Source organism: Streptomyces sp. TLI_146 (assembly GCF_002846415.1).
In the GTDB taxonomy this organism is placed as follows: Bacteria; Actinomycetota; Actinomycetes; order Streptomycetales; family Streptomycetaceae; genus Streptomyces.
The window spans coordinates 6,313,136-6,325,946 of the sequence record NZ_PJMX01000001.1 but is presented as its reverse complement, the minus strand read 5'-3'; the positions used below and the strand labels follow the sequence as shown (position 1 = coordinate 6,325,946).

General features: G+C 70.2%; 15 protein-coding genes and 5 tRNA genes. 4 read left to right on the top strand and 16 right to left on the bottom strand.

What is annotated here, in order from left to right; genetic code table 11:
• Nucleotides 1-32: 32 nt before the first annotated feature.
• Entirely contained in the window at nt 33-1,046 is a 1,014-nt protein-coding gene (locus tag BX283_RS28380) for an NAD(P)H-dependent glycerol-3-phosphate dehydrogenase (RefSeq protein ID WP_101390323.1), read from the bottom strand.
• Nucleotides 1,043-1,795, bottom strand: a complete 753-nt coding sequence (locus BX283_RS28375) for a 1-acyl-sn-glycerol-3-phosphate acyltransferase (RefSeq protein WP_101390322.1) — start codon at nt 1,793-1,795, stop codon at nt 1,043-1,045. The genes BX283_RS28380 and BX283_RS28375 overlap by 4 nt, the downstream gene beginning before the upstream one ends.
• A gap of 139 nt (nt 1,796-1,934) precedes the next feature.
• Between BX283_RS28375 and cofC the strand changes: the two genes are divergently transcribed.
• Nucleotides 1,935-2,663: a 2-phospho-L-lactate guanylyltransferase gene (gene cofC / locus BX283_RS28370; RefSeq protein ID WP_101390321.1), complete on the top strand. Its 729-nt coding sequence runs from the start codon at nt 1,935-1,937 to the stop codon at nt 2,661-2,663.
• A gap of 10 nt (nt 2,664-2,673) precedes the next feature.
• Nucleotides 2,674-2,877 (top strand): hypothetical protein, encoded by a 204-nt coding sequence (locus BX283_RS28365; protein WP_101390320.1) that lies wholly within the window; start codon nt 2,674-2,676, stop codon nt 2,875-2,877.
• Between the two features lie 90 nt (nt 2,878-2,967).
• Here the strand turns inward: BX283_RS28365 and BX283_RS28360 are convergent, their stop codons facing one another.
• The 4 genes from BX283_RS28360 to leuC all read right to left on the bottom strand — a co-directional run bounded on the left by BX283_RS28360 (nt 2,968) and on the right by leuC (nt 6,289).
• Nucleotides 2,968-3,636 (bottom strand): HU family DNA-binding protein, encoded by a 669-nt coding sequence (locus tag BX283_RS28360; RefSeq protein ID WP_101390319.1) that lies wholly within the window; start codon nt 3,634-3,636, stop codon nt 2,968-2,970.
• Nucleotides 3,637-3,780: 144 nt separating this feature from the next.
• Nucleotides 3,781-4,008: a hypothetical protein gene (locus BX283_RS28355; protein WP_101390318.1), complete on the bottom strand. Its 228-nt coding sequence runs from the start codon at nt 4,006-4,008 to the stop codon at nt 3,781-3,783.
• Between the two features lie 256 nt (nt 4,009-4,264).
• Entirely contained in the window at nt 4,265-4,858 is a 594-nt protein-coding gene (leuD, locus tag BX283_RS28350; RefSeq protein WP_101390317.1) for a 3-isopropylmalate dehydratase small subunit, read from the bottom strand.
• A 6-nt stretch (nt 4,859-4,864) separates the two neighbouring features.
• On the bottom strand, nt 4,865-6,289 hold the full coding sequence (gene leuC / locus BX283_RS28345) for a 3-isopropylmalate dehydratase large subunit (protein WP_101390316.1): 1,425 nt from the start codon (nt 6,287-6,289) through the stop codon (nt 4,865-4,867).
• 172 nt (nt 6,290-6,461) lie between these two features.
• On the opposite strand from leuC, the gene ndgR reads away from it, so the two are divergent.
• A complete protein-coding gene (ndgR, locus tag BX283_RS28340; RefSeq protein ID WP_005311436.1) occupies nt 6,462-7,178 on the top strand; it encodes an IclR family transcriptional regulator NdgR in 717 nt (238 codons plus the stop codon).
• Between the two features lie 289 nt (nt 7,179-7,467).
• Here ndgR and BX283_RS28335 read toward each other — a convergent pair whose 3' ends face one another.
• Nucleotides 7,468-7,953 carry a DUF4188 domain-containing protein gene (locus BX283_RS28335; RefSeq protein WP_180357275.1) on the bottom strand — a complete coding sequence of 162 codons (486 nt, stop codon included), beginning with the start codon at nt 7,951-7,953 and terminating at the stop codon, nt 7,468-7,470.
• Nucleotides 7,954-8,056: 103 nt separating this feature from the next.
• On the opposite strand from BX283_RS28335, the gene BX283_RS28330 reads away from it, so the two are divergent.
• Nucleotides 8,057-8,704 carry a MerR family transcriptional regulator gene (locus tag BX283_RS28330; protein WP_101390315.1) on the top strand — a complete coding sequence of 216 codons (648 nt, stop codon included), beginning with the start codon at nt 8,057-8,059 and terminating at the stop codon, nt 8,702-8,704.
• Between the two features lie 89 nt (nt 8,705-8,793).
• Here the strand turns inward: BX283_RS28330 and BX283_RS28325 are convergent.
• The 9 genes from BX283_RS28325 to BX283_RS28285 all read right to left on the bottom strand — a co-directional run bounded on the left by BX283_RS28325 (nt 8,794) and on the right by BX283_RS28285 (nt 12,720).
• A tRNA-Glu gene (locus tag BX283_RS28325) sits at nt 8,794-8,866 on the bottom strand.
• Nucleotides 8,867-8,906: 40 nt separating this feature from the next.
• Nucleotides 8,907-8,978: transfer RNA gene (locus BX283_RS28320), tRNA-Gln, on the bottom strand.
• A gap of 16 nt (nt 8,979-8,994) precedes the next feature.
• A tRNA-Glu gene (locus BX283_RS28315) sits at nt 8,995-9,067 on the bottom strand.
• 62 nt (nt 9,068-9,129) lie between these two features.
• Nucleotides 9,130-9,202, bottom strand: a tRNA-Glu gene (locus BX283_RS28310).
• 41 nt (nt 9,203-9,243) lie between these two features.
• Nucleotides 9,244-9,315: transfer RNA gene (locus BX283_RS28305), tRNA-Gln, on the bottom strand.
• A gap of 89 nt (nt 9,316-9,404) precedes the next feature.
• A complete protein-coding gene (locus tag BX283_RS28300; RefSeq protein ID WP_101390314.1) occupies nt 9,405-10,124 on the bottom strand; it encodes an HAD family hydrolase in 720 nt (239 codons plus the stop codon).
• Nucleotides 10,125-10,204: 80 nt separating this feature from the next.
• Nucleotides 10,205-11,689, bottom strand: a complete 1,485-nt coding sequence (gltX, locus tag BX283_RS28295; RefSeq protein ID WP_373979301.1) for a glutamate--tRNA ligase — start codon at nt 11,687-11,689, stop codon at nt 10,205-10,207.
• Nucleotides 11,682-12,455, bottom strand: coding sequence for a fumarylacetoacetate hydrolase family protein (locus tag BX283_RS28290; RefSeq protein WP_101390312.1), 774 nt, complete (start codon nt 12,453-12,455; stop codon nt 11,682-11,684). The genes gltX and BX283_RS28290 overlap by 8 nt, the downstream gene beginning before the upstream one ends.
• Nucleotides 12,456-12,537: 82 nt before the next feature.
• A complete protein-coding gene (locus tag BX283_RS28285; RefSeq protein ID WP_101390311.1) occupies nt 12,538-12,720 on the bottom strand; it encodes a hypothetical protein in 183 nt (60 codons plus the stop codon).
• Nucleotides 12,721-12,811: the final 91 nt, after the last annotated feature.

Sequence of the window (12,811 nt, the reverse complement as noted above, 5' to 3'; positions counted from 1 at the left end):
CGCGTTGAGCGTACCCGTTCGGTCCGCCGCCTTCAGCGCCGCTCGGACTTGGCGCTGCGCGACATCAGCTCCTTGAGCGCGACCACCGGCGGCTTGCCCTCGTGGACGATGCCGACGACGGTCTCGGTGATCGGCATGTCGACGCCGTGGCGGCGGGCCAGATCCAGCACGGACTCGCAGGACTTGACGCCCTCGGCGGTCTGCCTGGTGACCGCGATGGTCTCCTGGAGGGTCATGCCCCGGCCGAGGTTGGTGCCGAAGGTGTGGTTGCGCGAGAGCGGCGAGGAGCAGGTGGCGACGAGGTCGCCGAGGCCCGCGAGGCCGGAGAAGGTCAGCGGGTCGGCGCCCATCGCGAGCCCGAGCCGGGTGGTCTCGGCGAGGCCGCGGGTGATGAGCGAGCCCTTGGCGTTGTCGCCCAGGCCCATGCCGTCCGCGATGCCGACGGCGAGCCCGATGACGTTCTTGACGGCGCCGCCGAGCTCGCAGCCGACGACGTCGGTGTTGGTGTACGGCCGGAAGTACGGGGTGTGGCAGGCGGCCTGGAGGCGCTGGGCCACGGCCTCGTCGCGGCAGGCGACCACGGCGGCGGCGGGCCGGCGCTGGGCGATCTCCTTGGCGAGGTTGGGTCCGGTGACCACGGCGACGCGGTCGGCGGAGACCTTGGCGACCTCCTCGATCACCTCGCTCATCCGCTTGGCGGTGCCGAGTTCGACGCCCTTCATCAGGGAGACCAGCACGGTGTCGGGGGCGAGCAGCGGCGTCCAGGCGGCGAGGTTGCCGCGCAGGGTCTGCGAGGGCACGGCCAGGACGGTGAAGTCGGCGCCCTCGGCGGCCTCGGCGGGGTCGGTGGTCGCCCGTACCCCCGCGGGCAGTTCGATGCCCGGCAGGTAGTCGGGGTTGGTGCGGGTGGTGTTGATCGCCTCGGCGAGTTCGGGGCGGCGGCCCCAGAGGGTCACCTCGCAGCCCGCGTCGGCGAGGACCATGGCGAACGCCGTACCCCAGGAGCCGGTTCCGAATACTGCTGCCTTGGTGGCGGCGTGTGTCACTTGGTGCCCTCCCCGGCGGCCTTGCGGCGCTGCTGCGCGCGGACTTCGCGCGGATCGTACGGCTTCGCGGGGGCGCTCTCGCCCCGGATCTCCTCCAGCTGGCGGGTGATCGCGGCCATGATGACCTCGGTCGCCTCGCGCAGCACCTCGGGCGTGGGCTCCTTGTCGTAGAAGCGCTCGAGGTCGACCGGCGGACCGGCCTTCACCTGGAGGGTCTTGCGGGGGAAGAGGCGGACCTTCTTCTCCTTGGCGTAGGGCGGCATCGCCAAGTTGGCGCCCCACTGGGCGACCGGGATGACCGGGGCCTTCGTCTGCAGCGCGGCGCGCGCGACACCGGTCTTGGCGGTCATCGGCCACATGCCGGGGTCGCGGGTGAGGGTGCCCTCGGGGTAGAACGCGACGCATTCGCCGCCCTCGATCGCGTCGACGGCGGCCCGGAAGGCGCCGAAGGCGTTGGAGGACTCGCGGTAGACGGGAATCTGGCCCGTGCCGCGCAGCAGCAGTCCCACGCCGGGCGCCTTGAAGAGCGCGGCCTTGGCGAGGAATCGGGGCACCCGTCCGGTGTTGTACTGGAAGTGCCCGTACGAGAACATGTCGAGATACGAGTTGTGATTGACGGCGGTGATAAAGCCGCCCTCCGCCGGAATGTTCTCCATTCCGTGCCAGTCCCGCTTGAAAAGCACCACCAGTGGAGGTTTGGCGATGACCGCCGCCAGGCGGTACCAGAAGCCGATTCTGCGGCGGGACACTCGGAGCACCTTCCTCTAGGACAGACCACTGTCGATGACTGCGTGAACCACGCAGGGAGCAAGTGTCGCCCCGGCCCTCCGGTCTGTCGAGAACACCGTACGCCCCGACCGTGGGGCGCCCCCTCCTGGCCGGGTGACAATGACCCCGGTCCTGTCCAGCGACTATGCGTTCGACGGGGCGGGGAGAGCCGAGAGCCAGGAGGACGCCACGAACACCGCACCACCGGCCCGCTGGTCCCTGGTCGTACCGCTGAAGCCGTTGGCACTGGCGAAGAGCAGGCTCGCCCCCGCCGTCGGCGCGCGGCTGCGGCCGCGGCTCGCTCTGGCGTTCGCCCTGGACACCGTGGGGGCGGCGCTCACCTGCCCCGCGGTACGGGATGTGGCGGTCGTCACGGACGATCCGCTGGCGGGCGCGGAGCTGGCCGCGCTGGGCGCCCGGATCGTCGGGGACCGCCCGGGTGCGGGCCTCAACGCCGCTCTCGCGCACGGGGCGTACGCGGTACGGGCACTGCGCCCCGGGGCGCCGGTCGCGGCCCTCAACGCGGATCTGCCCGCACTGCGGCCGGCGGAATTGGGCCGCGTTCTGGATGCCGCCTCCGTATTTCCGCGCGCATTTCTGGCCGATGCGGCCGGAATCGGGACGACATTCCTTTCGGCGGGGCCCGGAGTGGATTTGGCCCCGGCTTTCGGCGGGCCCTCGCGCGCCGCGCATTCGGCGTCGGGGGCGGCGGAAATCCTGCTGAGCGGGGTGGACTCGGTGCGCCAGGACGTGGACACCGGCGCGGACCTGCGCACCGCGCTCGCCCTGGGCCCGGGCCCGGCCACGGCGGCGCTGCGGGGCGCGGTCGATGTCGTACCGGGGCACTAGGCTTTCCGGTATGCAGGCGACCGCGTACACATACGACTTCGAGACCCGCAGCGGCAGTGTGCTGCTCGACGACGGCACCCCGGTGGACTTCGGGGCCGAGGCCTTCGACGCGGGCGGGCTGCGGCTGCTGCGGGTGGGCCAGCGCGTGCGCATCGAGACCGAGGGCGAGGGCGCGTCCCTGCGCATCACGCTGGTGACGCTGCAGACCTTCTGAGGCGGCGGATGCCCTGAAAACGGCCGGACACGCCGCGGGCCGGGCTCCCCGAGGGGAGCCCGGCCCGGCGCGTGAGCCGTCCGGCGGTGCCTACTTCTTGCGGGCAGTCGTCTTCTTGGCGGTGGTCTTGCGCGCGGTGACCTTCTTGGCGGGCGCCTTCTTCGCGACGGCCTTCTTCGCGGGCGCGGTCTTCTTCGCCACGGCCTTCTTGGTGGTGGTCGCCTTCTTGGCCGGGGTCGCCTTCTTGGCGGTGGTGGCCTTCTTTGCGGTGGTCTTCTTCGCCGCCGTCGTCTTCGCCACGGCCTTCGTGGCGGTCTTCTTCGCGACGGTCTTCTTCGCCGTGGTCTTCTTGGCGGCGGCCTTCTTGGCGGTGGTGGCCTTCTTCGCCGCCGCCTTCTTGACCGTGCTCCGGCTGGACGTACCACCGGAGAGGCTGCCCTTGGGCGCCTTCTTCACGGCGACCTCGTCACCCTTGGGGAGCTTCTTCGAGCCGCTGACCAGGTCCTTGAAGCCCTGACCCGCACGGAAGCGCGGAACCGAGGTCTTCTTGACCCGCACGCGCTCACCCGTCTGCGGGTTGCGGGCGTAACGGGCCGGACGGTCGACCTTCTCGAACGAACCGAAACCGGTGACCGAGACCCGGTCGCCAGCGACGACGGCGCGGACGACCGCGTCCAGCACCGCGTCCACGGCGTCCGCGGCCTGCTGACGGCCGCCGAGCTTGTCGGCAATCGCTTCTACGAGCTGCGCCTTGTTCACGTCTTCCCCTTCGGAGACATTGGCCGGAACGAATCTGTTCTGGCTTTTTCGCACGTTAGGCAGATATATACCGCAAATCAAACACGAAACGGGCTAATCACCCTAGTGCCGCAACGAAGTCGGCCTTCGCCAACTCCTTGCAACTCAGTCGTCTTCGGGGAATCGGCCCTCGTCGAGGTCCTTCATCAACCGGTCCAGACGCCTTGCCGCATCGGCGAGATCGTGTTTGGCAGCCGCTGTGATGACCAGCAGCTTCCGGGACAGCGCCATCCGTACGCCCTCCGGGACTTGCAGTTCACGCACCACTGTGTGCGCTTCTTTCAGTCGGTCCGCGACGACCCGGTAGAGCTTGAGTTGGCTGTCGCGTTCCATGCGCCGATTGTGCCATCTGGGGCGAGTTGTCGCCTCCGGCGGGGGCAACTGAGGGATTCCGGGTGGTTTCCGGCCCCCCAACGACCACCGGTCGCGCAAGTCCCAATCCGGCCATCTGCTGTGCAGCCTAGGCTAGTTGACGCCACCCTGACACCCCGCAACGCAACACGCCCCCTGTCCCGAAAGACAGGGGGCGTGTTGGGCCGAAAGACTGCCGAAGGCCCGCCCAGGAGGCGGCGACCGGCCCGCGAAAGCCTCAGACCAGCGAAGTGCTGGGCTTGTGGGAGGGGCGCTTCGCCTCGTACGCGGCGATGTCCGGCTCGTTCTGGAGGGTGATGCTGATGTCGTCGAGGCCGTTCAGGAGCCGCCAGCGGGCGTTCTCGTCGAGTTCGAAGTCGGCCGTGACGCCTTCCGCGCGGACCTGGCGGTCGTTGAGGTCAACGGTGATCTCGGCGTTCGGGTCGTTTTCCGTCAGCTCCCAGAGCTGGTCCACGACTTTCTGGTCGAGAACCACGGTGAGCAGCCCGTTCTTCAGCGAGTTGCCCCGGAAGATATCGGCGAACCGAGACGAGATCACGGTTTTGAAGCCATAGTTCTGCAGCGCCCAGACCGCGTGCTCGCGCGAGGATCCCGTACCGAAGTCGGGGCCCGCGACCAGCACCGACGCCCCCTGGCGCTCGGGCTTGTTCAGGACGAAGGACGGGTCCTTGCGCCAGGCCTCGAACAGTCCGTCCTCGAAGCCGTCCCGGGTGACCTTCTTCAGCCAGTGGGCCGGGATGATCTGGTCGGTGTCGACGTTGGAGCGGCGCAGCGGGACGGCCCGGCCGGTGTGCGTGGTGAAAGCTTCCATGGCTGATCAGACTCCAGCGGGCGTACGGGCGTCGGTGAGGTCGGCGGGCGAGGCCAGATGGCCGAGAACCGCTGTCGCGGCCGCGACCTGCGGCGAGACCAGATGGGTGCGGCCGCCCTTGCCCTGCCTGCCCTCGAAGTTGCGGTTGGAGGTGGAGGCGGAGCGCTCGCCGGGGGCCAGCTGGTCCGGGTTCATGCCCAGGCACATCGAGCAGCCCGCGTGCCGCCATTCGGCGCCGGCGGTGGTGAAGACCTTGTCCAGGCCCTCCTCGACGGCCTGCAGGGCGACCCGCACCGAGCCCGGGACGACCAGCATCCGTACGCCGTCGGCGACTTTGCGGCCCTCCATGACGGAGGCGGCCGAGCGCAGGTCCTCGATGCGGCCGTTGGTGCAGGAACCTACGAAGACGGTGTCGACGTCGATGGCCTTCAGCGGCTGGCCCGCGGTCAACCCCATGTACTCCAGGGCCTTTTCGGCGGCCAGGCGCTCCGAAGCGTCTTCGTACGAAGCCGGGTCGGGGACGGACGCCGAAAGCGGTGCGCCCTGGCCCGGGTTGGTGCCCCAGGTGACGAACGGCGAGAGCTCGGTGGCGTCGATGACCACCTCGGCGTCGAAGACCGCGTCCTCGTCCGTCTTGAGGGTCTGCCAGTACGCGACCGCCGCGTCCCAGTCGGCGCCCTTGGGGGCGTGCGCGCGGCCTTCGAGGTAGTCGAACGTGGTCCGGTCGGGGGCGATCATGCCCGCCCGGGCGCCGGCCTCGATCGACATGTTGCAGATGGTCATCCGGGCCTCCATCGAGAGCTTCTCGATGGCCGAGCCGCGGTACTCCAGGACATAGCCCTGGCCGCCGCCGGTGCCGATCCTGGCGATGATGGCCAGGATCAGGTCCTTGGCGGTCACGCCGTCGGGCAGCTCGCCGTCGACGGTGATGGCCATGGTCTTGAAGGGCGCCAGTGGCAGGGTCTGGGTGGCGAGCACATGCTCTACCTGTGAGGTGCCGATCCCGAACGCCAGGGCACCGAAGGCGCCGTGCGTGGAGGTGTGCGAGTCGCCGCAGACCACGGTGGTGCCGGGCTGGGTCAGGCCCAGCTGCGGTCCCACCACGTGGACGACGCCCTGCTCGACGTCGCCGAGCGGGTGCAGCCGTACGCCGAACTCGGCGCAGTTCTTGCGCAGCGTCTCCAGCTGGGCCCGGGAGACCGGGTCGGCGATGGGCTTGTCGATGTCGAGGGTCGGGGTGTTGTGGTCCTCGGTGGCGATGGTGAGGTCGAGGCGCCGCACCGGGCGGCCGTTGGCGCGCAGACCGTCGAACGCCTGCGGGCTGGTCACCTCGTGCAGCAGGTGCAGATCGATGAAGAGGAGGTCGGGCTCGCCCTCGGCGCGCCTGACGACATGGTCGTCCCAGACCTTCTCCGCGAGTGTCCTACCCATCGCTTTCCCTCCGGCCGGCGTCGTCGCCGGCCCAACTAGAGACCGGGTGTACCGCCGGGCCCCCGGGACCGGACGGTGGCTGCGGACCGTTGTGCGGACCGCCAGTACAGGTTCGCAAGTTCCGGAGAAAATTGAACTTGCGTTTCACAGAGTGAGACGCGAGTATCGTTTCATGGACAACTCTAGCGGCGTCGGCGTTCTCGACAAGGCGGCTCTCGTCCTGAGCGCCCTGGAGTCCGGTCCGGCCACCCTCGCGGGGTTGGTCGCGGCCACCGGGCTCGCACGACCCACGGCACACCGTCTTGCCGTGGCACTGGAACACCACCGGATGGTGGCGAGGGACATGCAGGGCCGGTTCATCCTCGGCCCGCGGCTCGCGGAGCTCGCGGCCGCGGCCGGCGAGGACCGTCTGCTGGCCACGGCGGGTCCCGTGCTCACGCATCTGCGCGACGTGACGGGCGAGAGCGCCCAGCTCTACCGTCGCCAGGGCGACATGCGGATCTGTGTGGCGGCGGCCGAGCGGCTGTCCGGACTGCGGGACACCGTGCCGGTCGGCTCGACCCTGACGATGAAGGCGGGCTCCTCCGCCCAGATCCTGATGGCCTGGGAGGAGCCGGAGCGCCTGCACCGGGGCCTGCAGGGCGCCCGCTTCACGGCGACGGCCCTGTCGGGCGTACGGCGCCGGGGCTGGGCCCAGTCGATCGGCGAGCGCGAGCCGGGCGTGGCCTCGGTCTCGGCGCCGGTGCGCGGGCCGTCCAACCGCGTGGTGGCGGCCGTCTCGGTCTCCGGACCGATCGAGCGCCTCACCCGCCATCCCGGCCGGATGCACGCCCAGGCGGTCATCGACGCCGCCGCCCGCCTCTCGGAGGCCCTGCGCCGCAACGGCTAGCCCACCCCACGTCCACCTCCGGCCCCCGCTTCAACGCCGCAGCGGGGGCCGTTTCTTTTGCCCGGGGGTTGTCTGCGGGCCGTCTGTGGTTGCTCGCGCAGTTCCCCGCGCCCCTTAGGTCGTCCGCCGCAGCCAGAGAAGCCAGCTCAGCCACAGCTTCCCAGGGGCGCGGGGAGCTGCGCGAGAAGCGGGCACGGTCCGCACATGACCGAGAGTTTTCAGGGGCGCGGGGAACTGCGCGACCAGCCACAGACGGCCCGCAGACGACGCACCCGCCCCCGGGGCGCGGCTACGCCGCCTTCAAGCGGTCCGCCGCCCGGTCCCCCCGGCGCCCCACCGGCACCACACCCGTCGCCTTGCCGAGGCCGAACGCCGGCATGCCGACGTAGACCGACTCGTGCGAGCCCGCGGGGACCACGTACGTCTCGTGCCAGATGCCCACCGCCCCCTTCGCGCCCCGCGCCCGGCGGTTGAAGGCCGCCCAGGCCGGGCGGTGCTCCTTGCCCTGCGCCGACGCGTACGCCAGGAGCTTCTCCTTGGACTCCCAGTACTGCACCACCGCCAGGGTGCGCGGCCCGGCCAGCACGGGCTGGAAGCCGAGCAGCCCGCTGTCCTCGTCCTTGACGAGCTCCTTCAGCATCCGGGGCATCGCGGCCGTGACCGGCAGCCAACTGCGCAGCGCGCGGAAGCGGTTGATGCGCATCCCGATGAGGAAGACCACCATGTCCCCCTCGGCGGCGGCGGTCATACGTCCTTCGATCGGCTTCTCGCTCATGACGTTCCCCCAGTGACAGACGACGGCGCTCGGGCCCTGCATTGGATAGTTGCGCTATCCGGTGGTTAGATAGTGGCACTCTCCAAGGGAAGGCGCAAGAGGAATGAGACTGGCGGAGCTGAGCGAGCGGAGCGGGGTAGCCCCGGCGACGATCAAGTACTACCTGCGCGAGGGGCTGCTGCCGCCGGGCCACCGGGTCACCGCCACCCAGGCGGACTACGACACCGCCCACCTCCAGCGGCTCAAGCTGGTGCGCGCGCTGATCCAGGTGGGCCGGGTGCCGGTGGCCGCCGCCAAGGGGGTGCTCGCGGCCCTGGAGGACGACTCCCTGGACCACCACTCGCGGCTCGGCGTCGCCGTCGAGGCCCTGCCGAACGCGCCGGAGCCCGACCCCGCCGACCCGTACGCGCGGGCGGCGCGCGCGACGGTGGACGCGCTGGTCGACGGGCTCGGCTGGCAGTACGGCGGCTCGGACCCGCAGGGCAGCTCGGGCGCGTATCTGACGCTGCTCGCGGCGGTGACCGCGCTCGCCCGGCTCGGATATCCCTGCTCCACCGAGGAGTTGGCCCCGTACGCGGCGGCCGCCGCCCAAGTGGCGGTCACCGACCTGGACTTGGTGGAGCGCTACGACGCCCCGGCCGAACAGGTCGAGGCGGCGGTGGCGTTGACCGTCCTGTACGAGCCGGTGCTGCTGAGTCTGCGGCGGCTGGCCCAGGCGCAGGAGTCGGCGCGGCGGTTCGTCAGGCCGTGAACAGCGCCCGGGGGCGACCGGCCCCCGAGTGCCTTCCGGACATGCGGAAGGGGCCCGGCACACAGTGTGTGCCGGGCCCCTTCTTCACGTACCCCCGACCGGATTCGAACCGGCGCTACCGCCTTGAGAGGGCGGCGTGCTAGGCCGCTACACAACGGGGGCGTGCTTGGATCCCGTAAGATCCTCAGATCTTGACGATCCGCTGGGCTACCAGGACTCGAACCTAGAATGACGGTACCAGAAACCGTAGTGTTGCCAATTACACCATAGCCCATGGTGGTTTAGACCAGTACCCCCGACCGGATTCGAACCGGCGCTACCGCCTTGAGAGGGCGGCGTGCTAGGCCGCTACACAACGGGGGCCCTAGCGATCCTGCATGAGAGTCAGCGGGTGCGACCCGGACTGCCTCCCTGGGAAGGATCTGTACCCCCGACCGGATTCGAACCGGCGCTACTGCCTTGAGAGGGCAGCGTGCTAGGCCGCTACACAACGGGGGCTTTGCGGATCTGGAATCCGCGGTGCAGATAAGCTCTGCGAGCTGGCCTACCAGGACTCGAACCTAGACTAACGGAACCAGAAACCGTCGTGCTGCCAATTACACCATAGGCCACCAAAGCGCAACCCCCGCTGGGAGTCTTGCTCGGCTTGCGCTTTCGGTTCCGGGCTTTTCTTCCCGCTCCCCTCGGCGCAGGAAGAACATTACCCGAAGGTGTCCGGCGCTCCAAAACGGGTATCGCGGCGCAGCAGGGGCGGGAGCTCCTCCAGGCCCGTGATCCGGATCAGTTCGGGCCGCCCGCCCACCTGGTGGCGGTCCAGCCAGATCCCCAGGAGCCCCGCCTCGCCCGCCCCGCGCGCGTCGATGTCGGGCTGGTCGCCCACGTACGCGACCTCCCCCGGCGCCAGGCCCAGCGCCTCGCAGGCCGCGTGGAAGGCCCCGGCGTCGGGCTTGGAGATCCCCAGCTCGGCCGCGCACACCACGGCCTCGAACCGGTCCCGTACGCCCAGGACCTGCAGTTTGCGCTCCTGGTGGTGGAGGGAGGAGTTGGAGAGGACGGCGTGCCGGTAGCCGTCGGCGAGCCGGTCGAGGACGGGCACGGTGTCCGGGAAGAGCGACCAGGCGGCCTCGTAGTGGGCCAGGTGCCGCTCGAACCACGCCTCGGCGTCGGGGTCGCTCAGCTCGGCCCCCAGGAACGCGCGCACCCGGTCGCGCCGCTGCCCCTGCCAGTCGGTCTCCCCCGCGGCGAACCGCGCCCAGTGGTACGCGGTGAGCTCGTCCCAGGTCGTGAGCGCCTGCTCCATCGACGCGTACGCGTCGGGCAGCCCCTCGGCCTCCAGATGCACGTGCATGCCCCTGCGGGCGGCCGAGGCGTAGTCGAAGAGGGTGTCGTCTAGGTCCCAGAGGACGGCGCGGACGGTCATACGGCGACGGTACGCCGAAGGGGCGGCAGCCGGACCGGCTGCCGCCCCTTCGGGTCGTACGTCACTCTTACATCGCTCGGCTATGCCGCGAGCTTCGCGAGCGCCGCGTCGATGCGGGCCAGCGTCTTCTCCTTGCCCAGGATCTCCAGGGACTCGAAGAGCGGCAGGCCCACCGTGCGGCCGGTGACGGCGACGCGGACCGGGGCCTGGGCCTTGCCGAGCTTGAGGCCGTGCGCCTCGCCGGCGGCCAGGACGGCCTCCTTGAGGGACTCCGGGGACGACCAGTCGGCCGACTCCAGCTTCTCGCGGGCCGTGCGCAGCAGCGCGTCCGAGCCCTCCTTCATCGCCTTCGCCCAGGACGCCTCGTCCTCGACCGGCTCCTTCAGGAAGAGGAAGTCGACGTTGGCCGTGATGTCCGAGAGGACCGTGACCCGGGTCTGGGCGTGCGGCGCGATGGCCTCCCAGGCGGCGCGGTCGAAGTCCTCGGGCGCCCAGTTGGCGTGCGGGGCGGTCAGCCACGGCTCGCAGGCGGCCGTGAACGCCTTCACGTCGAGCAGGCGGATGTGGTCCCCGTTGATCGACTCGGCCTTCTTCAGATCGAAGCGGGCCGGGTTGGCGTTGACGTCGGCGACGTCGAACTTCGCGATCATGTCGGAGATCGAGAAGACGTCCTGGTCGGCCGAGAAGGACCAGCCGAGGAGCGAGAGGTAGTTGAGCAGGCCCTCCGGGAGGAAGCCGCGCTCCCGGTAGATGTTCAGGGAGGCCTGCGGGTCGCGCTTGGAGAGCTTCTTGTTGCCCTCGCCCATGACGTACGGGAGGTGGCCGAAGGCCGGGGTCCCCTTGGCCACGCCCAGCTCGATCAGCGCCTTGTAGAGCGCGATCTGGCGCGGGGTGGAGGAGAGCAGGTCCTCGCCGCGCAGGACGTGGGTGATCTCCATCAGGGCGTCGTCGACGGGGTTCACCAGCGTGTACAGCGGGGCGCCGTTGGCGCGCACGATGCCGTAGTCCGGCACGTTGTCCGGGGTGAAGGTCAGCTCGCCGCGGACCAGGTCCGTGAAGGTGATCGGCTCGTCGGGCATCCGGAAGCGGACGATGGCCGTGCGGCCCTCCGCCTCGTACGCCGCCTTCTGCTCGGCGCTCAGGTCGCGGCAGTGGCCGTCGTAGCCGGACGGCCGGCCGGCGGCGCGGGCCGCGTCGCGGCGCTCGTCGAGCTCCTCGGTGGTGCAGTAGCAGTGGTACGCGTAGCCGCCCGCGAGCAGCTTCTCGGCCACGTCCTGGTAGATGTCCATCCGCTGGGACTGGCGGTAGGGCGCGTGCGGGCCGCCGACCTCCGGGCCCTCGTCCCAGTCGAGGCCCAGCCAGCGCAGCGAGTCGAGCAGCTGGTTGTACGACTCCTCGGAGTCGCGGGCCGCGTCGGTGTCCTCGATGCGGAAGACCATGGTGCCCTGGTTGTGCCGGGCGAAGGCCCAGTTGAACAGGGCGGTGCGGACCAGGCCGACGTGCGGGTTGCCGGTCGGGGAGGGACAGAAACGGACGCGTACGGGAGAGCCGGATGCGCTAGCCACGCTTGACAACCTTGTTGGTGAGAGTGCCGATGCCTTCGATGGTGACGGCGACCTCGTCGCCGACGTTGAGGGGGCCGACTCCGGCCGGGGTCCCCGTGAGGATGACGTCGCCCGGGAGCAGCGTCATGGCCTCGGTGATGTGGACGACCAGGTCCTCGATGGAGCGGATCATCTCGCTGGTGCGGCCCAGCTGGCGCTGTTCGCCGTTGACCGTCGCCTGGATCGTGAGATCCGTCGGGTCGAGGTCGGTCTCCACCCAGGGGCCGAGCGGGCACGAGGTGTCGAAGCCCTTGGCCCGGGCCCACTGCTTCTCGCGCTGCTGGGCGTCGCGCGCGGTGACGTCGTTGGCGCAGGTGTAGCCGAAGATGACGTCCTTGACGCGCTCGCGCGGGACCTCGCGGCACATCCGGCCGATCACCACGGCGAGCTCGGCCTCGTGGTGCAGCTCGTTGGAGAAGGAGGGGTACTCGATCGCGTCGCCGGAGCCGATCACCGAGGTGGTGGGCTTGAAGAAGGCGACCGGAACGTCCGGGACCTCGTTGCCGAGCTCCCTGGCGTGCTCCGCGTAGTTGCGGCCGATGGCCACGACCTTGTTGGGCAGCACCGGCGGCAGCAGCCGGACCTTGCTCAGCGGGACCTTGGTCCCGGAGAGCTCGAAGTCGGCGTAAGGAATGCCTTTGATGATGTCGAGCACGGGCCCCTGCGGGGTGTCCTCGACCGCGCCGAAGGCGACATTGCCGTCGATGGAGAATCTGGCGATGCGCACGGGATGCTGTCGCCCCTCACTTGGTCGCTGGCTGGAGACTGACGCTCCAGGCTAACGCGGGTGAGGGGGCGACCCGCGCTATCTACTGGGCGGCGGCGACCGGTGCGTCCATCAGGACGGTGCGGCGCGGGTTGGCCGTCTGGGTGGGCAGGTCCACCGAGTGCTCGGGCAGGAGCTCCGTCTGCATCTCCTCGGCGTCCGCGAGGTGCGCCAGGGTGGTGCGGCGGGGGTTGGCTATGGTGCGGATCATCATCGTCGTCTTCATCTGCCGTTCGAACCCTGTCGGTTGCGGGGCGCGCGGCGGCGCCGGTTGTCGGATTGGCCATCCCTGTAAAGCGTCAGGCTAAACATTCGAA